The sequence below is a fragment of the Streptomyces sp. NPDC059454 genome (assembly GCF_042749965.1).
Classification (GTDB): Bacteria; Actinomycetota; Actinomycetes; order Streptomycetales; family Streptomycetaceae; genus Streptomyces.
Genome location: NZ_JBHYVC010000009.1, coordinates 20,222 through 43,911, shown reverse-complemented (window position 1 = coordinate 43,911; position 23,690 = coordinate 20,222). Strand labels below are relative to the sequence as shown.

Here is a 23,690-nt window from a genome sequence, read left to right as displayed (position 1 = left end):
AGGGCTGCTCGGGGACTGCTCGGGGGACTACTCGGGGGTTTCGTCGAGCGCGTGGCCCACGAGGGACAGGAGGGTCTCGATGACCGAGATCCGGCGGCGCGCATCCATGATCATGACAGGTATGTGCGCGGGGATCGTCAACGCCTCCCGCACGTCCTCGGGGGCGAACCGCTCGCTGCCGTCGAAGTGGTTGACCGCGACGACGTACGGCAGTCCGCAGCTCTCGAAGTAGTCCAGGGCCGGCCAGCAGTCCTTCAGACGGCGGGTGTCGGCCAGCACGACGGCGCCGATCGCGCCGCGCACCAGGTCGTCCCACATGAACCAGAACCGCTGCTGACCGGGGGTGCCGAAGACGTAGAGCACCAGGTCGTCGTCGAGCGTGATGCGGCCGAAGTCCATGGCCACGGTGGTGGTGAGCTTGTCCGGCGTGGCGGTGAGGTCGTCGTGCTCCACGCTCGCCTCGGTCATCAGCGCCTCGGTCTCCAGGGGCGTGATCTCCGAGACCGTGGTGACCAGCGTGGTCTTGCCGACGCCGAAACCGCCCGCCACCACTATCTTCGTGGCGACGGGTGCGCGGGTGCGGTCCTTCTGCCAGGGCAGCAGGGGCTCGTCGTCCTCGACGAGCGGGGAGACACCGCGAGCGGCGTCAGAGACGGCGGAGTCCACTCAGCACCCTTTCCAGCAGCGCGCGGTCCGGGCGGCCCGTGCCGTGGCCGGTTCCCGTTCCGTAGACACGGATCTTTCCCTGGTCCGCGAGGTCGCTCAGGAGGACGCGGACCACGCCGAGCGGCATCCTCAGCAGCGCGGCGATCTCGGCCACCGTTCGCATGCGGCGGCACAGTTCGACGATGGCCCGCATCTCCGGCATCACGCGGGAGGTGAGGTTGCCGTTCGTCAGCTCCTTGCGCTCCTCGGCGGCTTCGAGCGCGGCGGTGGCGCCGACGAACGTCTCGACGAGCAGGACGTGGCCGAAGCGGGTGCGGCCGCCGGTGAGCGAGTAGGGGCGGACCCGGGCGGGTTTGCGGTCGCCGCCGCGGACCGGGAGGTGTTTCCTGGGCTTGCTCATCGGCGACTCCCGGTGGACTCGTTCTCCAGGGACTGGCGCAGCTCGCTGCGGAGTTCCGGCGTCAGGACATGGCCGGCGCGGCCGACGAACAGGGCCATGTGGTAGGCCACCACGCTCATGTCGCAGTCCGCGGAGCCGTGCACGCCGAGCAGGGAGCCGTCGCTGATGGCCATCACGAACAGGCTGCCCTCGTCCATCGCCACCATCGTGTGCTTGACCGGACCGAAGTCCATCAGCTTCGAGGCGCCGACGGTGAGGCTGCCGATGCCGGAGACGACGGTGGCCAGGTCGGCGGCGGAGCCGCGGGGACCGGTGCGCCTCGTGCTCCGCGCGTCACGGGCGGAGGTGTTCCTGGAGTCGTCGGAGGAGAGCAGGAGCAGACCGTCGGAGGAGACCACCGCGACGGAGAGGATGCCGGGCACCTCCTCGACGAGGTTGCTCAACAGCCAGTGCAGGTTGCGGGCCTCACTGCTCAGTCCGACAGTACCGGTCGCGGTCAACTGCTTGCCTCCTCGACTGTGCCCCCCGTGGTCTCTTCGGATGTGGCGGCCGGGCCGGACGGCGCCTGGTGGCCACCGGCCCGTTCGGCGAGTTCCGCCTCGACGTCCCGGCGCCCGGCGTCCGCCCCCCGGCGGAAACCGCCGAGCCGGCGGCGCAGGGCCTCGGCGTCCACGGCTCCGGCACGCGGGCGCGGGGCCGCGGTGGGCGCGGTGATCCTCGGCGTGCGCTTGGGCAGCCCCTTGGCCGTGACCGGTTCCCCGGCCCCGTCCTCGTCCCCGTCGGCGACGCGCGTGTGCTCCGCGCCGGTGCCGCCCTCGGACGCGGCGTCCGGCCGTCGCGGGAGCCCTGCCGGGTTCCCGGCTTCGGCTGCGGGGCCGCCCCCGGGGGCGGTGGCCGCTGTGGGCCGGCTCTCGGGCCCGGCATCCGTTCCGGCGTTCTCCTCGGACCCGGCGTCCGCTCCGGGTACGTCCCTGTGGGCCGCGGCCGGGTGGGCGGCGCCCTCCGTGTCCTCGCCGACCGGCCCGCTCGCGGCACCGGAAGGGGCCTCCTCGTCTCCGGCCGCGTGACCGGCGCCCGGGCGGACGGCGTCGTCCGCACCCACGCCGAACGGCTGCGGAGTGGTGCCCGCGCCCCCGGACGAGGCGTCGTTTCCGCCCGCGTGACCCGCTCCCGGGCGAACGCTCTCGCCCTCCGGCCGGCCGGAGGCGTCGGTACCGGGCTCGGCAGGGGGTACGGCGTCGGAACCGGCGGTGTCGCCGGTCCCGGCTCCCCGGGCGCCGGGAACGGCCGTGCGTTCGGTGTGGTCGGCGTCGGTCCCGTGGTCCCGGGCGGTTTCCGGCTCGTCGGCCGCCTCCGGCTGGGCCGGGATCAGCAGCTCCATCGTGATCTCGGCGGGCCGCTCGGACGGCGCGTCGGCGCCCTCCGCGTCCTCGTGCCCCGCGCGCTCCCGCGCGGAATCCCTCACCTCTCCGGCAGGGGTCTCCGCCTCCACCGGCCGGCCGGCACCACTCGCCGCCGACTCGCCGGCGTCCTCGGCACGGATCTCCCCGGCACGGGTCTCCCCAGGCCGCCCGACGGGGCTCTCCGCCGGTTCCTCCGCGAGGGCAGTCGAGGACTCGTCCGCGTCACCGGGCGCGGGATCCTCCACCTCTCCGGCAGAACCCTCCGTCCCGGTCGGTTCGCCCGGTGTCTCCCCACCGTCCGTCTCCTGCCGGCGTACCGCCTTCTCCGCCAGGGCGACCAGCGGGTCGTCCGACTCCTCGCGGCCGTGGAGGACGTTGGAGTTGGCCTCGGCGTCGGCGCCCGGCAGGGAGTACGTGGGGGCGCCGCCGGCGACGGAGGCGGGCACCGCGCCGGGGGCGGCGGGCGCCAGGAGGGGATCGGGGAGGACGACGACCGCGGCGATGCCGCCCTGCTTCTGCTCGCGCAGCCGGACCCGCACCCCGTGCCGGTGGGCGAGCCGGGCCACGACGTACAGGCCGAGACCGAGGCCGTCCTCGGCCTCCGCGTCGTACGTGGCCTCCGGGTCGAAGTCGGACAGCCGGGAGTTGAGCCGCTCCAGCCGCTCCCCGGTCATGCCGATGCCCTCGTCCTGGACGGAGAGCATGACCTCGCCGTTCTCCAGCAGCCAGCCGGAGACCTCGACGGGCAGGTCGGGCGGGGAGAACGAGGTGGCGTTCTCCATGAGCTCGGCCAGCAGGTGGGACAGGTCGTCCGCGGCGAACCCGGCGATGTGCGCGTGCGGCGGCAGCGCGGCGATACGGACCCGCTCGTACCGCTCGATCTCGCTGACCGCGGCCCGTACGACGTCCACCAGCGGAACCGGGCCCGCCGTGTGCTGCACGTGCTCGGTGCCGGCGAGGACCAGGAGGTTCTCGCTGTGCCGGCGCATCACCGTGGCGAAGTGGTCGAGCTTGAACAGGGTGGCCAGCCGGTCCGGGTCGTCCTCCCGCTCCTCCAGCCCCTCGATGACGCCGAGCTGGCGCTCGACCAGTCCGAGGGTGCGCAGGGCCAGGCTGACGAACGTACCGCCGATGCCGGTGCGCAGCCGTTCCAGATGGGCGGCGGTCTCGGCGAGCTCGGTGCGCAGCTCCTCGCGGGCGTCGGCCATCTTCTGGCGCTGGCCGACGAGATGCTTGCGGTCGGCCTCCAGCGTGGCGATCCGCCCGGCGAGGGCGGCGGCGTGCGCGTGCAGGGCGTTGACGGAGCGGACGACCTGGGCGAACTCGTCGTTGCGGCCGGTGAAGGCGACCGGCTCCTGGCCGGTGGGGTCCTCCGCCTCGGCGAGACGGGCGGAGCCCCGGCGCAGCACCGACAGCGGACGCGTCAGGGTGCGGGCCATCGCCGTGGCGATGCCGATCGCGAGCAGCATCAGGGCGCCGAGGAGCGCGATCCGGATCTCCAGCGCGGTGACGTCGTCGTTGCGCAGCTGGGCGAGGTCCTTGGTGCGCTTGTCGAAGAGGGCGGACTCCACCCCGCGCATCGTCTCGATCCGCGCGGTGAGCGCGGCCTGCAGCTTCTTGACACCGGTGTCGAGGTCGTCGTCGGAGAGCGTCGGCTCGTCGGTGAGGCGTGCCAGGTACTTCTCCGCGGTCTCGACCTCGGCGCCGGTGACCGTGGAGTCGTAGGAGGTGCGGGCGGTCTTGGGCGCGGTCTCGCGGAAGTCGGCGAGGGCCGCGTCGGAGCGGAGCCGGGCCTGGAGCGCGGCGGCGGTCAGCGCGTCGCGCCGCTCGGTGTCGGCGTCCGAGGAGCTGGTGGTGGTGGACGGCAGGCCGGTGACCGGGTCGATCACGGTCCGGGTGGTGCTCGGCACGTTCAGCGCGGCGAGCAGCAGTCCGCGGGTGGCGGCGGCCTGCTGGACGGCGGAGTCCAGCTCGGTGAGCGCGTGGGCGCCGGAGCCGGCGCGGGGCGGGGTCCGCTCCGCCAGCTGTTCGGCGAGCCGGTGCAGTCGCGTGATGGCGGTGGAGTACGCCTGATGCGCTTCGAGAGCGCTGCTCTTGCCCGTGAGCGCCGCTCTGCGCACGGCGGCGACGGCGTCGAGGCCCTCGTGCAGCTCCTGCGTGATGTCCGTGTCGGCCCGCAGTTCCTCGACCTGCCGGTCGACGCGGGCGCTGTGCTCCTCGGAGGGCGCCTTGGACTTGGGGCGGCCGGCCGCGATGTAGGGGACGACTTCGTCGCGCTCGTCAGCGAGGGAGTGCGCCAGGGTGAGGGCGTCCTGGGTCTGCTCGGCGAGCGTCACCAGGTCCTGCGCGTCCTTGAGCTGCCCGGAGGCCGTGAGTACGGAGGGCGCCCCGGCCGCGGCGATCGCGGCGGCCACCACGGCCACGGCGACGATGAGCCGGTTGCGTACGTGGGTGGGGCGACCCCTGCCGACGGTGGGCGTCTGCTCAGCGTCCCCCGTGGGGGTCGTCTGCTTGCCTTTGCGACGAGGCCGCGACTTCTGCACCGGTGCTCGCATTCCTGACTCGTGTACCCGTGGATCCGGGTGACGCTCCGTCAACGGGTGCGGGCGTTCACCCCGAGCTCTTGACCGTGCTCGGACAGCGAGGCGCCCCCATCGCTCCCCGACCCTCCCAGTGACCGTGGACAGTGGATGCGCATCGCCTGACCCGCCACTCGAAGGAGTGAACCCCGGAGGTGAGTTGGGGGGCAAGTTCCGTCGCCTCGCGCAGCGGCCCCGCGCGGCACGCCGGTTGGACGTCTGCGGCGGGCGGTGGCAATATTCGCCGCCACGTCTTCCCGGAGCACTGCATTCCCTCCCAAAACAGGCGTCTGACCTGCGCGGCTGCGGGGATCCGGTGATCGGCGAAGGCCTTTCGCGGCCCTCGTGGAGAGCTCGTGCAGACTGGCGGGATGCGTACGGAGCTTGTTTCGGAGCCCGGTGATCCCGGCCGCCCCAACGAGGACTTCGCGGGCGTCGGGCTTCCGGCCTCCGGGCAGGGTGGTTCGCTCGTGGTGCTGGACGGGGTCACGCCGCCGGGGGACGGCGGCGGATGCCTTCATTCCGTGCCCTGGTTCACCGCGCGGCTGGGCGGGGCGCTGACCGAACTGACCGTTTCCCTCCCGGATGTTCCCCTGGTCGAGCTGCTGTCCCGGGCCCTCGCGCGTACCGCCGCGAGCCACGCGGCGACCTGTGACCTTTCTCACCCCCGCACGCCTCAGGCAACGGTGGCGCTGGCCCGCTGGTCACCGGCCTCGGTGGACTACCTGGTGCTGTCCGACTCGGCCCTGCTCGTCGAGTCCCCCGGCGGCACGGTCACCCCGCTGCTGGACGACCGGCTGGACCGGCTGCCCCGCTCGGCCCTGGCCAGTCACGTCCTGGTGGACACCACGCTGCGCAACAAGGAGGGCGGCTTCTTCACGGCGGCGGCGGATCCCTCGGTGGCCTCCCGCGCGGTCACCGGTTCACTGCCGCGCGGCGAGGTGCGCGCCCTGGCCGCCCTGACGGACGGTGCGGCGCGCTGGGTGGAGAGGTTCCACGAGGGCGACTGGGCGGACTGCCTCACGCTGGTCCGCGAGGAGGGCGCCCGGTCCCTGGTGGACCGGGTGCGGTCCCTGGAACGGGCGGACACGGACCGGGTACCGCCGCGTCGCGGCAAGACGCACGACGACGCGACGGTGGTGTACGCCGAGCTGTCACCCCGTTAGCGGTACTCCGTACGGGGTCACTTCTCCGCGCTCCGGTTCAGCTGGTTCAGCAGCCGGGCGAGTTCCGTGACCTCGGCGGGGTCCCAGTCGGCGAGCCGGCCGGCGTAGCGCGCGCGGCGGGCCTCGCGGACCCGGCGGACCCGTGCGTGGCCCTCCTGCGTGAGGGCGATCAGCCAGGCGCGGCCGTCGGCCGGGTCCGGCTCACGGGCGACGAGGCCGAGCTCCTCCAGCGCGCGCAGCTGGCGCGACATCGTGGCCTTGCCGACGCCGATGTAGGCGGCGAGCTCGGTGGCCCGCTGCCGGCCGCACTCATCCAGACGGACCAGCAGCCCGTACGCGGACGGCTCCAGGTCGGGATGGACCGCGCGGGCCATCTCCCCCTGGCTGGCCCGGGCGCGCCGCAGCAGCACCGTCAACTCGCGTTCCAGCGCGAGGAATCCGGGCTGGTCCACACCCGGCGCGGGTTCTGGGGAGGCGGCGTGCTCTTCGCCGCCGGGTCCGTCTTCGTGCACGTCTGCCCCTGCTTCGGTTTTCCGGTCCGGCACGTTTCCCGCCAAGTGGCGACGTCGCCGCAGCTCCACCAGTATTTCGCAGGCGTAGACCAACGGCGGCCGGGGACACCTCCCACGTCTTTCGGACAGTGGGGAGGACGTCCCGCCCCCGCCGTGGTCCACGTGCGCAATTTCCTTACCGGGCGATTGCGTGGCATGCCCACCACATGGGACGTGGGTCACGTTCCGGGTTCGCCCCACACCGACCTTTCGGAGATGCGTCATGCCTGTGCACAGATCCGGCCTCCCCCGCATACGCGCGCTCGCGACCGCCGGCGCGGTCCTGCTCGCGGTGCTCTCCCTCCCCCGCCCGGCCGTCGCGGCCGAATCCGCTCCCAGTGCCCCTCCGCGCGGCTCCGCCCACATGGGCATGGGCGTGCTCGCCCACGACGGCCGCGGCGGACTCCCCACCGTCCGCACCACCCGGACGGAGGGCGTGGACGTCTCCAGCCACCAGGGTGACGTCGCCTGGACGACCCTGTGGAACAGCGGCGTCCGCTGGGCCTACGCCAAGGCCACGGAGGGGACGTACTACACCAACCCGTACCACCCCCAGCAGTACGACGGCTCCTACGACGTCGGCATGGTCCGCGGCGCCTACCACTTCGGCACGCCCGACACGGCGAGCGGCGCCGCCCAGGCCGACTACTTCGTCGACCGCGGCGGCGGCTGGTCCGCGGACGGACGGACCCTGCCGGGCGTGCTCGACATCGAGTGGAACCCGTACGGCGACGCCTGCTACGGCAAGTCGCAGAGCGCGATGGTGAGCTGGATCCGCGACTTCCTGGACCAGTACCGGTACCGCACCGGCCGGAACGCCGTCCTCTACACGGCCACCAGCTGGTGGAAGCAGTGCACCGGCAACTACGCCGGTTTCGCCGCCACCACTCCGCTGTGGATCGCCCGGTACGCCTCCACCGTGGGCGAACTGCCCGCCGGCTGGGGCACGTACACGATGTGGCAGTACACCTCGACCGGGCCGACCGTCGGCGACCACGACCTCTTCAACGGCACCCTGGACCGGGTGCGGACCTTCGCGCTGGGCTGACCGGCCCCGAACGAGGTGAAGGCCCGGGCCCTCACGGGACCCGGGCCCTCCCTCATCCGATCACCTCCGTCACGCGGCGACCGGAACCTCGGACGCCGCGCCGTGGGTGGCCGGCGACAGCGCCAGTTCCAGGACCTGGCGGACGTCGGTGACGGCGTGGACGTCGAGCTTGTCCAGCACCTCCGCCGGGACGTCGTCCAGGTCGGGCTCGTTGCGCTTGGGGATGATCACGGTGGTGATCCCCGCGCGGTGCGCGGCGAGCAGCTTCTGCTTCACCCCGCCGATCGGCAGCACCCGCCCGGTCAGCGAGACCTCACCGGTCATCGCCACGTCCGTGCGGACCAGCCGGCCGGAGAGCAGCGAGGCCAGCGCGGTGGTCATCGTGACGCCCGCGCTCGGGCCGTCCTTGGGCACCGCGCCCGCCGGGAAGTGGATGTGCGCGCCCCGGTCCTTCAGGTCGCCCACCGGCAGCTCCAGCTCGGCCCCGTGGCTGCGCAGGAAGCTCAGCGCGATCTGCGCGGACTCCTTCATCACGTCGCCCAGCTGGCCGGTCAGGGTCAGCCCCGCCGCGCCCGTCTCCGGGTCGGCCAGGGACGCCTCCACGTAGAGGACGTCCCCGCCGGCGCCGGTCACCGCGAGCCCGGTGGCGACACCGGGGACGGCGGTGCGGCGCTCGGCCGGGTCCTGGGCGGACTCGGGCACGTGGTGCGGCCGGCCGATCAGGTCCCGCAGGTCGGCATCCGTCACGGTGAGCGGAAGCTCCCGCTCCCCCAGTTCGTGCTGGGCCGCGATCTTGCGCAGCAGCCGCGCGACGGACCGCTCCAGGGTGCGCACGCCGGCCTCGCGCGTGTACTCGCCGGCCAGCTTGCGCAGGGCGCCCTCGTCGATCGTGACCTCGTCCTTGTCCAGCCCGGCGCGCTCGAGCTGGCGCGGGAGCAGGTGGTCGCGGGCGATGACGACCTTCTCGTCCTCGGTGTAGCCGTCGAGACGGACCAGCTCCATGCGGTCGAGCAGGGCCTCCGGGATGGCTTCGAGGACGTTGGCCGTGGCGAGGAACACGACGTCGGACAGGTCGAGCTCGACCTCCAGGTAGTGGTCCCGGAAGGTGTGGTTCTGCGCCGGGTCGAGGACTTCGAGCAGGGCCGCGGCCGGGTCGCCGCGGAAGTCCGACCCCACCTTGTCGATCTCGTCGAGGAGCACGACCGGGTTCATCGACCCGGCCTCCTTGATCGCCCGCACGATCCGGCCGGGCAGCGCGCCGACGTACGTACGGCGGTGGCCGCGGATCTCGGCCTCGTCGCGGACGCCACCGAGGGCGACGCGGACGAACTTCCGGCCCATCGCGTGGGCGACGGACTCACCGAGGCTGGTCTTGCCGACGCCGGGCGGGCCCACGAGGGCCAGTACGGCACCCCCGCGTCGTCCGCCGACGACGCCCAGACCCCGGTCGCTGCGCCGCTTGCGCACCGCCAGGTACTCGGTGATCCGCTCCTTCACGTCCGCCAGGCCCGCGTGCTCGGCGTCCAGCACGGCCTGGGCGCCCTGGATGTCGTAGGCGTCCTCGGTGCGCTCGTTCCACGGCATCTCCAGGACCGTGTCGAGCCAGGTGCGGATCCAGGAGCCCTCGGGCGACTGGTCGGAGGAGCGCTCCAGCTTGTCGACCTCCTTGAGCGCGGCCTCGCGGACCTTCTCCGGCAGGTCGGCGCCCTCGACGCGGGCCCGGTAGTCGTCGGACTCCTCACCCCCCTGCTCGCCGTTGAGTTCCCGCAGTTCCTTGCGGACGGCTTCGAGCTGGCGGCGCAGCAGGAACTCGCGCTGCTGCTTGTCGACGCCCTCCTGGACGTCCTTGGCGATGGTCTCGGCGACGTCCTGCTCGGCGAGGTGGTCGCGCAGCTGCTGGGTGGCGAGCTTCAGCCGGGCCACCGGGTCGGTGGTCTCCAGCAGGGCGACCTTCTGCTCGGTGGTCAGGAACGGCGAGTAGCCGGAGTTGTCGGCGAGCGCGGAGACGTCGTCGATGGCCTGGACCCGGTCGACGACCTGCCAGGCGCCGCGCTTGCGCAGCCAGGCGGTGGCGAGCGCCTTGTACTCCTTGACCAGTTCGGTGACCTGCCCCGGCAGCGGTTCCGGCACCGTCTCGTCGATGCGGGTGCCCTCCACCCACAGCGCCGCGCCCGGCCCGGTGGTCCCGGCGCCGATCCGCACGCGGCCCCGGCCGCGGATCAGGGCGCCCGGATCGCCGTCGGCCAGCCTGCCGACCTGCTCGATCGTGCCCAGCACGCCGGTGGCGGCGTAGGTCCCGTCGACGCGTGGCACCAGCAGCACCTTGGGCTTTCCCGACGCCGTTCCGGCGGCGGCCTGGGCGGCCTCCACCGCGGCGCGCACCTCGGAATCGCTCAGGTCCAGCGGAACCACCATCCCGGGCAGCACGACCTCGTCGTCGAGCGGCAGCACGGGCAGGGCGAGCGGTGTGGACTCAGCAGCCATGATCTCCCCTTCGGCAGTCAAGTTGAGTTATGCCGACTCAATGCTTGTGAGCCACCGAATGTTCCCGAAGCCGCGTTCGCTCTGAGCGATCACCGCCCCGGGGCCCCGAAGCCCCTGACCGCCGCGAAAACGAAGCTGCCAGGATGAACGCATGTCCACCCCGTACGACATTCCCGAACCCCCCGAAGTCCTGGACCGCCGCGAGGGCCCGTACGGCGAGGTCGTGCTGCGCAGGCACGGTGACCTGCTGCAGATCATCGCCAACGGCTGCTTCCTGATGGACACCTCCGACGGCCGTTCGGAGCGGCGCCTCGTCGACGCCGCCCTGACCGCCCTCGACGCGCGCACGGCGGACCCGCACGTCCTGATCGGCGGCCTCGGGGTCGGCTTCTCGCTCGCACACGCCGCCGGGCAGCCCCGCTGGGGCCGGATCGCCGTGGTGGAACGCGAACCGGCGATCATCGAGTGGCACCGCGCGGGGCCGCTGTCCCGGCTCTCCGTAAAGGCCCTCGCCGACCCGCGCACGGAGATCGTCGAGACGGACCTCGTCCGTTACGTCAATGAGACATCGGACACGTTCGACGCGCTCTGCCTCGACATCGACAACGGCCCCGGCTGGACCGTCACCGAGGACAACGACGGGCTCTACTCGGCGGCCGGACTGGCTGCCTGCGCAAGGGTGTTGAGGGCGGGCGGGGTACTCGCCGTGTGGTCGGCGAAGCCGTCCCCGGAATTCGAGGGAACCTTGCGGAATGCCGGGTTCCGACAGGTGCGTACCGAAGAGATCCCCGTTGCCCGGGGCGTTCCGGACGTCGTGCACATCGGCGTCCGCCCTGGATAGCAAAGGCACGGTGACTCCCCGTACGCTGCTGCCCTGACGCGGATCATTCAAGCGTCAATCGCAGTGATGCGCAGACGACGGATCACCCCACGGATTCCGGAAAAAGCACACCTCAGGGGCGGGCGATGGAGCAGACACACACCTCCCACAACGGCACGGCCACGACCACCCCCGGCGCCCAGCGCCGGGTCCTGGTGGTCGAGGACGACGCGACGATCGTGGACGCCATCGCGACGCGCCTGCGCGCCGAGGGATTCCTGGTGCAAACGGCGGGCGACGGCCCGTCCGCGGTGGACACGGCGGAGGCCTGGCAGCCCGACCTGCTGATCCTCGACATCATGCTGCCGGGCTTCGACGGTCTGGAGGTCTGCCGGCGCGTGCAGGCCCAGCGGCCGGTGCCGGTGATGATGCTCACCGCGCGTGACGACGAGACCGACATGCTGGTCGGGCTGGGCGTCGGCGCCGACGACTACATGACGAAGCCCTTCTCCATGCGGGAGCTGGCGGCGCGCGTGCACGTACTGCTGCGCCGCATGGAGCGGGCGGCCCTCGCGGCGACGACCCCGCGCAGCGGCATCCTGCGCCTGGGCGAACTGGAGATCGACCACGCGCAGCGCAGGGTGCGGGTGCGCAGCGAGGACGTCCACCTGACGCCCACCGAGTTCGACCTCCTGGTGTGCCTGGCGAACACCCCCCGCGCGGTGCTCTCCCGTGAGCAGCTGCTGGCCGAGGTGTGGGACTGGGCGGACGCCTCCGGCACCCGCACGGTCGACAGCCACATCAAGGCGCTGCGCCGGAAGATCGGCGCCGAGCGCATCCGCACCGTGCACGGCGTGGGCTACGCCCTGGAGACGCCGACGCCATGAGCGACGGTCCGGCCGGACGCAGAAACCCCGGGGCGCGGCAGCCCTGGGGCGGTGTACGCCCGTTCTCGATCAAGACCAAGCTGGGTGCGCTGGTCGTCGTGTCGGTCCTGATCACCACCGGTCTGTCGGTGATCGCCGTGCACACCAAGACGGAGCTGCGCTTCATCACGGTCTTCTCGATGATCGCCACGCTGCTGATCACGCAGTTCGTGGCGCACTCGCTCACCGCGCCGCTGGACGACATGAACGCCGTGGCCCGTTCCATCTCGCACGGCGACTACACCCGCCGGGTGCGCGAGAACCGCTGGGACGAGCTGGGCGACCTGGCCCGGACGATCAACGTCATGGCCGACGAGCTGGAGGCCCAGGACCGCCAGCGCAAGGAACTGGTCGCCAACGTCTCGCACGAGCTGCGCACGCCCATCGCGGGCCTGCGCGCGGTGCTGGAGAACATCGTCGACGGCGTCACGCAGGCCGATCCCGAGACGATGCGCACGGCCCTGAAGCAGACCGAGCGGCTGGGACGCCTCGTGGAGACGCTCCTCGACCTGTCCCGCCTGGACAACGGCGTGGTGCCGCTGAAGAAGCGGCGGTTCGAGGTGTGGCCGTACCTGTCCGGCGTGCTGAAGGAGGCCAACATGGTCGCCTCGGCCCGCGCGGGCATGGCCTCCGGATCGGGCAGCCACACCCGTACGGACGTCCATCTGCACCTCGACGTGTCGCCGCCGGAGCTCGTCGCGCACGCCGACCCCGAGCGCATCCACCAGGTCGTCGCCAACCTCATCGACAACGCGGTCAAGCACAGCCCGCCGCACGGCCGGGTGACGGTCCGGGCGCGGCGCGGGGACCGGCCGGACTCGCTGGAGCTGGAGGTACTGGACGAGGGGCCCGGCATTCCGCGCACCGAGTGGCACCGCGTCTTCGAGCGGTTCAACCGGGGCAACGTCAACCGGCCGCACGGTCCGGGCAGCGACGGCGGCACCGGTCTCGGCCTGGCGATCGCCCGCTGGGCCGTCGATCTGCACGGCGGCCGGATCGGAGTGGCCGAATCCGAGCGGGGCTGCCGGATTCTCATCACTCTTCCGGGAGCGTCATCCGTACCAAGTTGACGTAAAGTTCGAAGCGGAGCCGCAAGATCCATCCATGTTCGCGCTGACGGACACGCGTGATCAGGCAGAGGCCCGCGCGAGCTGCGCGTCCGGGCCCGTCCGAGCGATCTCCGAAGCGGCCCGAAGAATCAAAACCAGGGTTGTTTCCCGCCATTTCCCGCGTCGAAACACCTGCCGCGATGTGACTTACGCGACGATGGACGGGCCCGGCCTGACCTTCTCGCTCTTAGGGGCGTAGCCTTTATTTCCGCTGTCCATCATCTTGCGAAGCGGAAGAGGGCGGTTGACGCCGTGTCGCCACAGTCCCCCAGTAACTCGAGCATCTCGACCGACACCGACCAAGCGGGTAAGAACCCCGCTGCGGCCTTCGGTGCCAACGAATGGCTCGTCGACGAGATCTACCAGCAGTACCTCCAGGACCCGAACTCGGTGGACCGAGCCTGGTGGGACTTCTTCGCCGACTACAAGCCGGGCGCGCCTGCGACCTCGGCTCCGGCGGGTACCGCGGCCGCGGGGGCCGCGGGAACCTCCACCAGTACGGCGCAGCCGGCCGCCCCGGCCCAGGCTCCCGCTCCTGCGAAGGCCGCCGCGCCCGCGCAGGCCGCTGCCGCCGCTCAGCCGGCCGCCCAGGCTCCCGCCGCTCCGGCGCAGGCCGCCGCGCCCGCCGCCAAGCCGGCCGCCGCGAAGCCGAAGGCGGAGCCCGCGAGCGGGGCCGGGACCGGCCCCGAGCAGGTCACCCTGCGCGGTCCGTCCGCCGCCGTGGCGAAGAACATGGACGCCTCGCTGGAGCTGCCCACGGCCACGTCCGTGCGCGCGGTCCCGGTGAAGCTGCTGTTCGACAACCGCATCGTCATCAACAACCACCTCAAGCGGGCCCGGGGCGGGAAGATCTCCTTCACGCACCTCATCGGCTACGCGATGGTGCAGGCCATCAAGGCCATGCCGGCGATGAACCACTCGTTCGCGCGGGTGGACGGCAAGCCGACCCTGGTGAAGCCGGAACACGTCAACCTCGGTCTGGCCATCGACCTGGTGAAGCCCAACGGCGACCGCCAGCTGGTCGTCGCAGCCATCAAGAAGGCCGAGACGCTGAACTTCTTCGAGTTCTGGCAGGCCTACGAGGACATCGTCCGTCGCGCCCGCGACAACAAGCTGACGATGGACGACTTCACCGGTGTCACGGTCTCCCTGACCAACCCCGGCGGCCTCGGCACCGTCCACTCCGTGCCGCGCCTGATGCCCGGCCAGTCGGTGATCCTGGGCGTCGGCTCGATGGACTACCCGGCGGAGTTCCAGGGCACCAGCCAGGACACCCTGAACAAGCTCGGCATCTCCAAGGTCATGACGCTCACGTCGACCTACGACCACCGGGTGATCCAGGGCGCCGCCTCCGGCGAGTTCCTCCGCTCGGTCGCGAACCTCCTCCTCGGCGAGAACAACTTCTACGACGAGATCTTCGAGGCGCTGCGCATCCCCTACGAGCCGGTCCGCTGGCTCAAGGACATCGACACCTCCCACGACGACGACGTCACCAAGGCCGCCCGGGTCTTCGAGCTGATCCACTCCTACCGGGTCCGCGGCCACGTCATGGCCGACACCGACCCGCTGGAGTACCGCCAGCGCAAGCACCCCGACCTGGACATCGTCGAGCACGGCCTCACCCTGTGGGACCTGGAGCGCGAGTTCGCCGTCGGCGGCTTCGCCGGCAAGTCCCTGATGAAGCTGCGCGACATCCTCGGCGTGCTGCGCGACTCGTACTGCCGCACCACCGGCGTCGAGTTCATGCACATCCAGGACCCCAAGCAGCGCAAGTGGATCCAGGACCGCATCGAGCGCTCGCACACCAAGCCGGAGCGCGAGGAGCAGCTGCGCATCCTGCGCCGGCTGAACGCGGCGGAGGCCTTCGAGACCTTCCTGCAGACGAAGTACGTCGGCCAGAAGCGCTTCTCCCTGGAGGGCGGCGAGTCCGTCATCCCGCTGCTCGACGCGGTGCTGGACTCGGCCGCCGAGTCCCGCCTGGACGAGGTCGTCATCGGCATGGCCCACCGCGGCCGGCTGAACGTGCTCGCGAACATCGTCGGCAAGTCGTACGCGCAGATCTTCCGCGAGTTCGAGGGCAACCTCGACCCGAAGTCGATGCACGGCTCCGGCGACGTGAAGTACCACCTGGGCGCCGAGGGCACCTTCACCGGCCTGGACGGCGAGCAGATCAAGGTCTCCCTGGTCGCCAACCCCTCGCACCTGGAGGCGGTGGACCCGGTCCTGGAGGGCGTCGCCCGCGCCAAGCAGGACATCATCAACAAGGGCGGCACGGACTTCACCGTCCTGCCGGTGGCGATCCACGGCGACGCGGCCTTCGCGGGCCAGGGCGTGGTGGCCGAGACCCTGAACATGTCGCAGCTGCGCGGCTACCGCACCGGCGGCACGGTCCACGTCGTCATCAACAACCAGGTCGGCTTCACCGCGGCCCCCGAGTCCTCGCGTTCCTCCATGTACGCCACGGACGTGGCCCGCATGATCGAGGCCCCGATCTTCCACGTGAACGGCGACGACCCGGAGGCCGTGGTCCGCGTCGCGCGCCTGGCCTTCGAGTTCCGCCAGGCGTTCAACAAGGACGTGGTGATCGACCTCATCTGCTACCGCCGCCGCGGTCACAACGAGTCGGACAACCCGGCCTTCACCCAGCCGCTGATGTACGACCTGATCGACAAGAAGCGCTCGGTGCGCAAGCTGTACACCGAGTCCCTCATCGGTCGCGGCGACATCACCCTGGAAGAGGCCGAGCAGGCGCTGCAGGACTACCAGGGCCAGCTGGAGAAGGTCTTCACGGAGGTCCGCGAGGCCACCTCGCAGCCGACGACGGCCGAGCCCTCGGACCCGCAGGCCGAGTTCCCGGTCGCCGTGAACACCGCGGTGACCACGGAGGTCGTCAAGCGGATCGCCGAGTCCCAGGTCAACATCCCCGACCACATCACCGTCCACCCGCGCCTGCTGCCGCAGCTGCAGCGCCGGGCGGCGATGGTCGAGGACGGCACCATCGACTGGGGCATGGGCGAGACCCTCGCCCTCGGCTCGCTGCTCCTGGAAGGCGTCCCGGTCCGGCTCGCCGGCCAGGACTCCCAGCGCGGCACCTTCGGCCAGCGCCACGCGGTCATCATCGACCGCAGCACGGGCGAGGAGTACACGCCGCTGCAGTACCTCTCCGAGGACCAGTCGCGGCTGAACGTCTACAACTCCCTGCTGTCCGAGTACGCGGCGATGGGCTTCGAGTACGGCTACTCGCTGGCCCGCCCCGACGCGCTCGTGCTGTGGGAGGCGCAGTTCGGCGACTTCGTCAACGGCGCGCAGACGGTCGTGGACGAGTTCATCTCGTCGGCCGAGCAGAAGTGGGCCCAGACCTCCGGTGTGGTCCTGCTCCTCCCGCACGGCTACGAGGGCCAGGGCCCGGACCACTCCTCGGCCCGCCCGGAGCGGTTCCTGCAGCTCTGCGCCCAGAACAACATGACGGTCGCGATGCCGACCTCGCCGTCGAACTACTTCCACCTCCTGCGGTGGCAGGCGCACAACCCGCACCACAAGCCGCTGGTCGTCTTCACCCCGAAGTCGATGCTGCGCCTGAAGGCCGCGGCCTCGAAGGCGGAGGAGTTCACCACGGGCCAGTTCCGCCCGGTCATCGGCGACGCCTCGGTCGACCCGGCCGCGGTGAAGAAGGTCGTCTTCACGACCGGCAAGGTCTACTACGACCTGGAGGCCGAGCGGCAGAAGCGCGGCGCGACGGACACGGCGATCATCCGCATCGAGCGCCTGTACCCGCTGCCGGGTGCGGAGCTCCAGGCGGAGATCAAGAAGTACCCGAACGCCGAGAAGTACCTGTGGGCCCAGGAGGAGCCGGCGAACCAGGGTGCCTGGCCGTTCATCGCGCTCAACCTGATCGACCACCTCGACCTGGCGGTCGGCGCCGACCTCCCGCACGACGAGCGTCTGCGCCGCATCTCGCGGCCGCACGGCTCGTCCCCGGCGGTCGGTTCCGCGAAGCGCCACCAGGCCGAGCAGGAGCAGCTGGTGCGCGAGGTCTTCGAGGCGTAACCGGAGGCCGTACGCGGGCGGGCCGCATCCCTTCCGAAGGGGTGCGGCCCGCCCGTTTTCCTGCACATATCCTTGTCCTCATGTACTTCACGGACCGTGGCATCGAGGAACTGGAGAAGCGGCGCGGGGAGGAGGAGGTCACCTTCGAGTGGCTGGCCGAGCAGCTGCGCGCCTTCGTCGACCTCAACCCCGACTTCGAGGTCCCGGTGGAACGCCTGGCCACCTGGCTGGCCCGCCTGGACGACGAGGACGAGGAGTAACCGCGGTACTCGCGATACCGGCGGTACTCGCGATACCCGCGGCACCCACGTACCTGCACGCCCACGCACCCGCGGGCAGTCGTGCCGCAGGGCGGCACGGGTGGGCGCGACGGCACCCCGCAAACGCCGGGCTGCGCGAACGCCCCCGCCCCGCACCGGCACCGGCGCACATCACCCTCGGCACGGTCACACCTCATAAGCCGACGGATCACCAGAACGAGTGTCTTGACTTTCCCCTGCCGCGATATATCGTGAATCACGTAAGACGCGATATGCCGCGTAGTCGTCGACCGCTTCGTTCCCAGGAGGTCCACCCATGCCCGAATGGTCCGTCGCGGAACCCACGAAACTCACCTTCGACACCCCCGTGAGCGACCTGCACGTCCGCGTCGTCAACGGCACCGTGAACATCGTGGGCACCGACGAAGGCCCCGCCCACCTCCAGGTCTCCGAGATCAAGGGCCCGCCCCTGGTGGTCACCCAGAAGGGCGGCACCCTCACGGTGGCCTACGACGACCTCCCCTGGAAGGGCTTCCTCAAGTGGCTGGACCGCAAGGGCTGGCACCGCAGCGCGGTGGTCTCCCTGGCCGTCCCGGCCGGGGCCCGGGTCGAGGTGGGTGTGGTCGGCGCCGGCGCCGTGGTCTCCGGCATCCGGGGCCCCGCCGTGATGAAGGGCGTCGCCGGCGACACCACTCTGGTCGCCCTGTCCGGCCCGGTCCGCGCGGAGACCGTGTCCGGGAGCGTGGAGGCCCAGTCCGTCACCGGTGACCTCCGCTTCGCCTCCGTCTCCGGAGACCTCACCGTCGTCGAGGGCTCCGGCTCCTCCGTGCGGGCGGACACGGTCAGCGGATCCATGATCGTGGACCTTGACCCCGACGGCCCCACCGACGTCGGACTGACCAGCGTCTCGGGCGAGATCGCCATCCGGCTGCCGTATCCGGCGGACGCCGAGGTGGAGGCCAACACCGCGAGCGGCGCGATCTCCAACGCCTTCGACGACCTCCGGGTACAGGGCATGTGGGGCGCCCACAAGCTCACCGGCCGTCTGGGCGCCGGCAGCGGCAAACTGCGCGCCACCACAGTCTCCGGCTCCATCGCCCTGCTGCGCCGCCCGGCCGGGGAGGGCGAGCACGGACCGCGGGACGACTCGGGGGACAATGCCGGCACGACCGACAAGAAGGTGCTCTGACATGCCTCCCGTCTTCGCCCACGGACGCCTCCGCCTCTACCTGCTGAAGCTGCTGGACGAGGCCCCGCGTCACGGCTACGAGGTGATCCGCCTCCTCGAGGAGCGCTTCCAGGGGCTGTACGCACCGTCGGCGGGCACGGTCTACCCGCGCCTGGCCAAGCTGGAGGCGGAGGGTCTGGTCACCCACACCACCGAGGGCGGCCGCAAGGTGTACTCCATCACGGACGCCGGCCGCGCCGAACTGGCCGACCGCAGCGGCGAGCTGGCCGACCTGGAGCTGGAGATCCGGGAGTCGGTCGCCGAGCTGGCCGCCGAGATCCGGGCCGACGTCAGCGGCGCGGCGGGCGATCTGCGCCGCGAGATGCGGGCCGCGGCCGGCAAGGCCCGCCAGAGCCGTACCGGCGGGGCGTCCACCGAGGAGGAAGGCGTTTTCGGCGACTTCGGGGTCTTCGGCAACAAGGACGCCTGGCACGCCGCCAAGGAGGAGATGCGTCGCGCCAAGCAGGAGTGGAAGGAACAGGCCCGCCGCGCCAAGGACGAGAGCCGACGCTCTCGCGAGGAGGCGCAGCGCGCCCGCCGTCAGGCCAAGGAGGCCCAGGACAGGGCACAGGAGGAGGTGCAGCGCATCGCACGCCAGGTCCAGGATCGGGTGCAGGACCACTTCGCCCGGGGCGACTGGCCGACGGGGCTGCGTGAGGGCCTCGGTGAACTGGCCAAGGAGATGAGCGAGTTCGGCAAGGACTTCGCCTTCGGCCGCACCGCCGCGGGGACCTCGGGCAAGGCCTCGGAGCCGTCGTACTCCCGGACTCCCGAGGACTTCCCCGCCGACTGCACCCCGGCCTGGGCGCACGAGGACGCCTCGGACTCCACCGGTGACCCGGCCCGCGACCTGGACCGCCTGCTGGACCGCTTCCGGGACGACATCCGTGACGCGGCCCGCGACCACGGAGTCACGGAGGACCAGCTCCGCGACGCCCGCCGCCATCTGTCCACGGCGGCGGCCCACATCGGGGCGATACTGCGCACCCCGGAGCGGTAGGCCTCCCGGCCCGGCCGGACACACCGGACACGATCGGGCCCGCACCGACCCGACCCACCCGAACCGGCCGGTGCCCTCGGGCTCACCCACCCCGACGAGCATCTGACGAGCCCGACAGGGACGCGCCGGCCCTGACCGGCCCCCCACAACCGACCTGCCCGCCCGGACCGGGCCGAAGCCCTCCGAGCCACTCACCCCGACGAGCCCGGCCCGACAGGGACACACGAGGCCCGACGGGGACTCGCCAGGCCCGGCCGGACCGGGTTCGGGCCACCTCACCCCGGACCGGGCCTGTCCCGGCGTCAGCCCGCCTTGGCTTCGCCGCCCCCGTGGAGGACCCGGGTCACGGACTCGTACGTCACGCCGTGGTCGGCGAGGACCTCGGCGGGGACGCCGGGGCGGGCGGTCAGGGCGAGCAGAAGGTGCTCATCGCCGATGCGGCGGTCACGCAGGGCGGTGGCGGTGCGCAGGGCGCCCGTGAGGACGTCCTTGGCCGCGCGGTCGAAGGGGCGGTGTCCCGACCACCGGCTCCCGGCCTTCCGGGCGCCGGACATCGCCCCGGCCCCGTGCACCTCCTCCACCCGGGCCACGACCTGCGACACGTCGATGCCGAGCCCGGCGAGGGCGTCGGTCTCGGCCTGCGTCAGCCCGGCCCGCCGCCGGGCCTCCCCCAGTGCCGCCCGCACCGACTCCCGTCGCTCGCCGGCACCGAGGGCGGCCAGCGCGAACGAGGCCCGGCTCCCTTCCTGGTCGAGCAGGGCCAGCAGCAGATGCTCGGCACCGACCCGCTCGGCCCCCGTCCCCTCCGCGTGCCCGACCGCCCCCTTCACCACATCACGGGCGTCCTTCGTGAACCGCTCGAACATCAATGCCTCCCGTACTTCTTGTGCACGGCCTGCCTGCTGACCCCGAGCTCGGTGGCGATCTCCTGCCACGACCAGCCCTGCTGGCGCGCGTTGCGCACCTGCACGGTCTCCAGTTGCTCCAGCAGCCGGCGCAGGGCGGCGACGGCCCGCAGGCCGACCCGTGGGTCGCGATCGCCCGCGCGCTCGGCGAGGTCGGTTGCCTCAGTCATGATGTCAACGTACATTGACACTCCCCCGCCGTCAACCTCAGTTGACACACCGACGGCCGGCCCGGAGACCCGGACCGGCCGTCGGGGCGAGCCTCGCCCTCAGGGATTCGTGAGCACGATCTTGCCGAACTGCCCGCCGGACTCCATCCGTTCGAAGCCCTCCCGCGCCCGGTCCATGGGCAGCGCCTCGTCGATGACGGGCCGTACACCGGTGGCGGCGCAGAAGGAGAGCAGGTCCTCCAGCTCGTCCTTGGTGCCCATCGTCGACCCGACGACCTTGAGCTCCAGGAAGAAGATCCGGGTCAGCTCGGCGTGCGAGGGCCGGTCACCGCTGGTGGCACCGGAGATCACCAGCGTGCCGCCGGGGCGCAGCGACTTCACCGAGTGGGACCAGGTGGCGGCCCCCACGGTCTCGATCACGGCGTCGACCCGCTGCGGCAGCCGCGCCCCCGGCTCCACCGCCTCCACGGCCCCGAGCTCCAGCGCCCGCTTCCGCTTGGCCTCGTCCCGGCTGGTGGCGAAGACCCGCAGCCCCGCGGCCCTGCCGAGCACGATCGCGGCGGTGGCGACGCCGCCCCCGGCCCCCTGCACCAGGACGGAATCCCCGGGCCGTACCCCGGCGTTGGTGAACAGCATCCGGTACGCGGTCAGCCAGGCGGTCGGCAGACAGGCGGCCTCCTCGAAGGAGAGCTCCTTCGGCTTGGGCAGGACGTTCCAGGTGGGCACGGCGACCTGCTCGGCGAACGTGCCCTGGTAGCGCTCGGTCAGGATGGACCGGGGCTCCTCGGGGCCGACCCCGTGACCGCTCTGGCCGATCACGGAGTGCAGGACGACCTCGTTGCCGTCCTCGTCGACGCCGGCGGCGTCGCAGCCGAGGATCATCGGCAGCTTGTCCTCCGCGAGGCCCACGCCCCGCAGGGACCAGAGGTCATGGTGGTTGAGGGAGGCGGCCTTGACCGTGACGGTGCTCCAGCCGGGCCGGGACCCGGGAGCGGGACGCTCTCCCAGTTCCAGACCCGCGAGCGGCTGGTCGCGGTCGATTCGGGCGGCGTAGACGGCGAACATGACCTTGACGATAGGTTCCCCGCCCCGCCGAAGGAACCGGGCCCCGCTGTGAGACACGCCCTCTTGCCACCCGGCGGGACCCGCCACCCGGGCGGCCCAAGCCCCCGGAAAAGAAACCGGAAAAGAAAGTTGGCCCCGTCCACCCGGGGACGGGGCCAAGCGGCGATCCGCGCGCCTCAGCGGCGGGCGACGCCCTCCGCCCGGGCGGCCGCGGCCACCGCCGCCGTCACCGCGGGGGCGACCCGCTCGTCGAACGGGGACGGGATGACGTAGTCGGCGGCGAGATCGTCACCGACCACCGCGGCCAGCGCCTCGGCCGCCGCCAGCTTCATCCCCTCGGTGATCCGGGAGGCCCGCACCTGCAGCGCCCCCGCGAAGATCCCGGGGAACGCCAGCACGTTGTTGATCTGGTTCGGGAAGTCCGACCGCCCGGTGGCCACGACCGCCGCGTACTTGTGCGCGACCTCCGGATGCACCTCCGGGTCGGGGTTGGCCATGGCGAAGACGAACGCGCCCTCGGCCATCGACGCCACCGCCGGCTCCGGCACCGTGCCGCCGGAGACACCGATGAAGACGTCGGCGCCGGCCAGCGCCGACTCCAGCGATCCGGAGAGGCCGGCCTTGTTGGTGAAGGACGCCAGCTCCGCCTTGACCGGCGTGAGGTCCTCGCGGTCCCGCGACACGACGCCCTTGCGGTCGGCCACGGCGACATCGCCGATACCGGCCTCGATCAGCATCCTGGCGATCGCGACACCCGCGGCGCCCGCGCCCGAGATCACGGCCCGCAGATCACCGAGGGCCCGTCCGCTCAGCCGCGCGGCGTTGCGCAGCGCGGCCAGCGTCACGACCGCCGTGCCGTGCTGGTCGTCGTGGAAGACCGGGATGTCCAGCCGCTCCTGCAGCCGCTTCTCGATCTCGAAGCAGCGGGGCGCGGAGATGTCCTCCAGGTTCACCCCGCCGAAGGACGGGGCGAGCCGGACCACGGTCTCGACGATCTCGTCCACGTCGGTGCAGTTCAGGGCGATCGGGACCGCGTCCACGCCACCGAACTGCTTGAAGAGGATGGCCTTGCCCTCCATCACCGGGAGGGAGGCCTCGGGCCCGATGTCACCGAGCCCCAGCACGGCCGTACCGTCCGTCACGACGGCGACGACCTGCGACTTCCACGTGTAGTCGTGGACGAGGTCCGGCTGCTCGGCGATCGCGCTGCACACCTTCGCGACGCCGGGCGTGTAAGCCAGGGACAGATCGTCCTTGTCGCGGATCGGCACGGTGGCCTGCACGGCCATCTTGCCGCCGCGGTGCAGCGCGAACGCCGGGTCGAAGGAGTCAAGGGGCTCGGCCCCGTTGCCCTGCTCCGTACGACCGTTCCGGCTTTCGCTGTCGCTGCGAGGATTGACAATCTCCGCTGCCACTTGGTTTTACCCCTTAAGAGTTCACGGTTTGAGGGTTGCCACTCCTGGTGAGGGGTGGGCGGGACCGCGCAAGGCCCGGAGGGTTGATGCGTACGGGCCGAACACGACGGGCGCGCCGCACACGCGCCCTGAGCCCCGGATGAGGGGTGTAAAGAACCTTCTTACCGGACGGACGCCGTCGGCGACGAGTCCATAACGCGAAGGTCACATACCGGAGCCTCGCATTGTCGCTCGATATCAGGACAAGGCCGAGATGAAGTAGGAGCAAACCCACAACCACGGCAAAAACTGCGACGGACGGGTCCACATCCTGGGATACGCCGGAGATCTTCCGGCCGGAACGAATGATTCCCGCAGACCGTCCGGTCAGATGTCCCGGAGTGGTGCGGTTCGGGTGTCACCCGTTATCCGATTTTGACATCGCGGTCCCCCTGAATGGCTCCGTCCA

The 23,690-nt window shown here is 71.7% G+C and carries 19 protein-coding genes; 9 read left to right on the top strand and 10 right to left on the bottom strand.

Features of this window, described 5'->3' with window-relative positions:
* Positions 1 to 27: 27 nt before the first annotated feature.
* Genes ACFXAE_RS08920 through ACFXAE_RS08905 form a run of 4 tightly spaced genes read right to left on the bottom strand, consistent with a single transcriptional unit; the run spans position 28 to position 5,024 of the window.
* Positions 28 to 666, bottom strand: a complete 639-nt coding sequence (locus ACFXAE_RS08920; RefSeq protein ID WP_384710254.1) for an ATP/GTP-binding protein — start codon at positions 664 to 666, stop codon at positions 28 to 30.
* On the bottom strand, positions 647 to 1,066 hold the full coding sequence (locus ACFXAE_RS08915) for a DUF742 domain-containing protein (protein WP_384710251.1): 420 nt from the start codon (positions 1,064 to 1,066) through the stop codon (positions 647 to 649). Before ACFXAE_RS08915 ends, ACFXAE_RS08920 begins: the two co-directional genes overlap by 20 nt.
* Positions 1,063 to 1,566, bottom strand: coding sequence for a roadblock/LC7 domain-containing protein (locus ACFXAE_RS08910; RefSeq protein WP_384710248.1), 504 nt, complete (start codon positions 1,564 to 1,566; stop codon positions 1,063 to 1,065). Before ACFXAE_RS08910 ends, ACFXAE_RS08915 begins: the two co-directional genes overlap by 4 nt.
* Positions 1,563 to 5,024, bottom strand: coding sequence for a nitrate- and nitrite sensing domain-containing protein (locus ACFXAE_RS08905; RefSeq protein WP_384710245.1), 3,462 nt, complete (start codon positions 5,022 to 5,024; stop codon positions 1,563 to 1,565). The genes ACFXAE_RS08910 and ACFXAE_RS08905 overlap by 4 nt, the downstream gene beginning before the upstream one ends.
* Positions 5,025 to 5,419: 395 nt before the next feature.
* On the opposite strand from ACFXAE_RS08905, the gene ACFXAE_RS08900 reads away from it, so the two are divergent.
* The gene (locus ACFXAE_RS08900; protein ID WP_384710243.1) at positions 5,420 to 6,214 is read left to right on the top strand and encodes a protein phosphatase 2C domain-containing protein; all 795 of its coding nucleotides are present in this window, start codon (positions 5,420 to 5,422) and stop codon (positions 6,212 to 6,214) included.
* A gap of 17 nt (positions 6,215 to 6,231) precedes the next feature.
* On the opposite strand, the gene ACFXAE_RS08895 is transcribed toward ACFXAE_RS08900, so the two are convergent.
* Positions 6,232 to 6,726, bottom strand: a complete 495-nt coding sequence (locus tag ACFXAE_RS08895; RefSeq protein WP_384710240.1) for a MarR family winged helix-turn-helix transcriptional regulator — start codon at positions 6,724 to 6,726, stop codon at positions 6,232 to 6,234.
* A gap of 262 nt (positions 6,727 to 6,988) precedes the next feature.
* On the opposite strand from ACFXAE_RS08895, the gene ACFXAE_RS08890 reads away from it, so the two are divergent.
* The gene (locus ACFXAE_RS08890; protein ID WP_384710237.1) at positions 6,989 to 7,813 is read left to right on the top strand and encodes a lysozyme; all 825 of its coding nucleotides are present in this window, start codon (positions 6,989 to 6,991) and stop codon (positions 7,811 to 7,813) included.
* Between the two features lie 69 nt (positions 7,814 to 7,882).
* Here ACFXAE_RS08890 and lon read toward each other — a convergent pair whose 3' ends face one another.
* Positions 7,883 to 10,297 (bottom strand): endopeptidase La, encoded by a 2,415-nt coding sequence (gene lon / locus ACFXAE_RS08885; RefSeq protein WP_384710234.1) that lies wholly within the window; start codon positions 10,295 to 10,297, stop codon positions 7,883 to 7,885.
* A 151-nt stretch (positions 10,298 to 10,448) separates the two neighbouring features.
* Here lon and ACFXAE_RS08880 point away from each other — a divergent pair, with 151 nt between their 5' ends.
* The 7 genes from ACFXAE_RS08880 (at position 10,449) to ACFXAE_RS08850 (ending at position 19,687) form a co-directional block, all read left to right on the top strand.
* Entirely contained in the window at positions 10,449 to 11,138 is a 690-nt protein-coding gene (locus ACFXAE_RS08880; RefSeq protein ID WP_384710231.1) for a spermidine synthase, read from the top strand.
* Positions 11,139 to 11,263: 125 nt separating this feature from the next.
* Positions 11,264 to 12,004, top strand: coding sequence for a response regulator transcription factor (locus ACFXAE_RS08875; protein ID WP_030223674.1), 741 nt, complete (start codon positions 11,264 to 11,266; stop codon positions 12,002 to 12,004).
* Positions 12,001 to 13,113: an ATP-binding protein gene (locus ACFXAE_RS08870; protein ID WP_384710228.1), complete on the top strand. Its 1,113-nt coding sequence runs from the start codon at positions 12,001 to 12,003 to the stop codon at positions 13,111 to 13,113. The genes ACFXAE_RS08875 and ACFXAE_RS08870 overlap by 4 nt, the downstream gene beginning before the upstream one ends.
* Before the next feature lie 291 nt (positions 13,114 to 13,404).
* Positions 13,405 to 17,199, top strand: a complete 3,795-nt coding sequence (locus tag ACFXAE_RS08865; RefSeq protein ID WP_384710225.1) for a multifunctional oxoglutarate decarboxylase/oxoglutarate dehydrogenase thiamine pyrophosphate-binding subunit/dihydrolipoyllysine-residue succinyltransferase subunit — start codon at positions 13,405 to 13,407, stop codon at positions 17,197 to 17,199.
* Between the two features lie 80 nt (positions 17,200 to 17,279).
* On the top strand, positions 17,280 to 17,459 hold the full coding sequence (locus ACFXAE_RS08860) for a DUF6104 family protein (RefSeq protein WP_384710222.1): 180 nt from the start codon (positions 17,280 to 17,282) through the stop codon (positions 17,457 to 17,459).
* Positions 17,460 to 17,775: 316 nt separating this feature from the next.
* Entirely contained in the window at positions 17,776 to 18,648 is an 873-nt protein-coding gene (locus ACFXAE_RS08855; protein ID WP_384710219.1) for a DUF4097 domain-containing protein, read from the top strand.
* Position 18,649: 1 nt separating this feature from the next.
* The gene (locus tag ACFXAE_RS08850; RefSeq protein WP_384710216.1) at positions 18,650 to 19,687 is read left to right on the top strand and encodes a helix-turn-helix transcriptional regulator; all 1,038 of its coding nucleotides are present in this window, start codon (positions 18,650 to 18,652) and stop codon (positions 19,685 to 19,687) included.
* A gap of 302 nt (positions 19,688 to 19,989) precedes the next feature.
* Here ACFXAE_RS08850 and ACFXAE_RS08845 read toward each other — a convergent pair whose 3' ends face one another.
* The 4 genes from ACFXAE_RS08845 to ACFXAE_RS08830 form a co-directional block, all read right to left on the bottom strand.
* Positions 19,990 to 20,553: a Clp protease N-terminal domain-containing protein gene (locus tag ACFXAE_RS08845; RefSeq protein ID WP_384710213.1), complete on the bottom strand. Its 564-nt coding sequence runs from the start codon at positions 20,551 to 20,553 to the stop codon at positions 19,990 to 19,992.
* Positions 20,553 to 20,762 (bottom strand): helix-turn-helix domain-containing protein, encoded by a 210-nt coding sequence (locus ACFXAE_RS08840; protein ID WP_361745123.1) that lies wholly within the window; start codon positions 20,760 to 20,762, stop codon positions 20,553 to 20,555. The genes ACFXAE_RS08845 and ACFXAE_RS08840 overlap by 1 nt, the downstream gene beginning before the upstream one ends.
* 99 nt (positions 20,763 to 20,861) lie before the next feature.
* Positions 20,862 to 21,827 (bottom strand): zinc-binding dehydrogenase, encoded by a 966-nt coding sequence (locus ACFXAE_RS08835; RefSeq protein WP_384710210.1) that lies wholly within the window; start codon positions 21,825 to 21,827, stop codon positions 20,862 to 20,864.
* 176 nt (positions 21,828 to 22,003) lie between these two features.
* Positions 22,004 to 23,242, bottom strand: a complete 1,239-nt coding sequence (locus tag ACFXAE_RS08830) for an NADP-dependent malic enzyme (RefSeq protein WP_384710207.1) — start codon at positions 23,240 to 23,242, stop codon at positions 22,004 to 22,006.
* Positions 23,243 to 23,690: the final 448 nt, after the last annotated feature.

What these genes read in the sequence shown, in the direction of transcription:
- ACFXAE_RS08890 (WP_384710237.1), top strand. Translation starts at nt 6,989, where the DNA reads ATGCCTGTGCACAGATCCGGCCTCCCCCGCATACGCGCGCTCGCGACC.
- ACFXAE_RS08870 (WP_384710228.1), top strand. Translation starts at nt 12,001, where the DNA reads ATGAGCGACGGTCCGGCCGGACGCAGAAACCCCGGGGCGCGGCAGCCC.
- ACFXAE_RS08915 (WP_384710251.1), bottom strand. Translation starts at nt 1,066, where the DNA reads ATGAGCAAGCCCAGGAAACACCTCCCGGTCCGCGGCGGCGACCGCAAA.
- ACFXAE_RS08860 (WP_384710222.1), top strand. Translation starts at nt 17,280, where the DNA reads ATGTACTTCACGGACCGTGGCATCGAGGAACTGGAGAAGCGGCGCGGG.
- ACFXAE_RS08850 (WP_384710216.1), top strand. Translation starts at nt 18,650, where the DNA reads ATGCCTCCCGTCTTCGCCCACGGACGCCTCCGCCTCTACCTGCTGAAG.
- ACFXAE_RS08840 (WP_361745123.1), bottom strand. Translation starts at nt 20,762, where the DNA reads ATGACTGAGGCAACCGACCTCGCCGAGCGCGCGGGCGATCGCGACCCA.
- ACFXAE_RS08845 (WP_384710213.1), bottom strand. Translation starts at nt 20,553, where the DNA reads ATGTTCGAGCGGTTCACGAAGGACGCCCGTGATGTGGTGAAGGGGGCG.
- ACFXAE_RS08905 (WP_384710245.1), bottom strand. Translation starts at nt 5,024, where the DNA reads ATGCGAGCACCGGTGCAGAAGTCGCGGCCTCGTCGCAAAGGCAAGCAG.
- lon (WP_384710234.1), bottom strand. Translation starts at nt 10,297, where the DNA reads ATGGCTGCTGAGTCCACACCGCTCGCCCTGCCCGTGCTGCCGCTCGAC.
- ACFXAE_RS08880 (WP_384710231.1), top strand. Translation starts at nt 10,449, where the DNA reads ATGTCCACCCCGTACGACATTCCCGAACCCCCCGAAGTCCTGGACCGC.
- ACFXAE_RS08855 (WP_384710219.1), top strand. Translation starts at nt 17,776, where the DNA reads ATGCCCGAATGGTCCGTCGCGGAACCCACGAAACTCACCTTCGACACC.
- ACFXAE_RS08835 (WP_384710210.1), bottom strand. Translation starts at nt 21,827, where the DNA reads ATGTTCGCCGTCTACGCCGCCCGAATCGACCGCGACCAGCCGCTCGCG.
- ACFXAE_RS08900 (WP_384710243.1), top strand. Translation starts at nt 5,420, where the DNA reads ATGCGTACGGAGCTTGTTTCGGAGCCCGGTGATCCCGGCCGCCCCAAC.
- ACFXAE_RS08875 (WP_030223674.1), top strand. Translation starts at nt 11,264, where the DNA reads ATGGAGCAGACACACACCTCCCACAACGGCACGGCCACGACCACCCCC.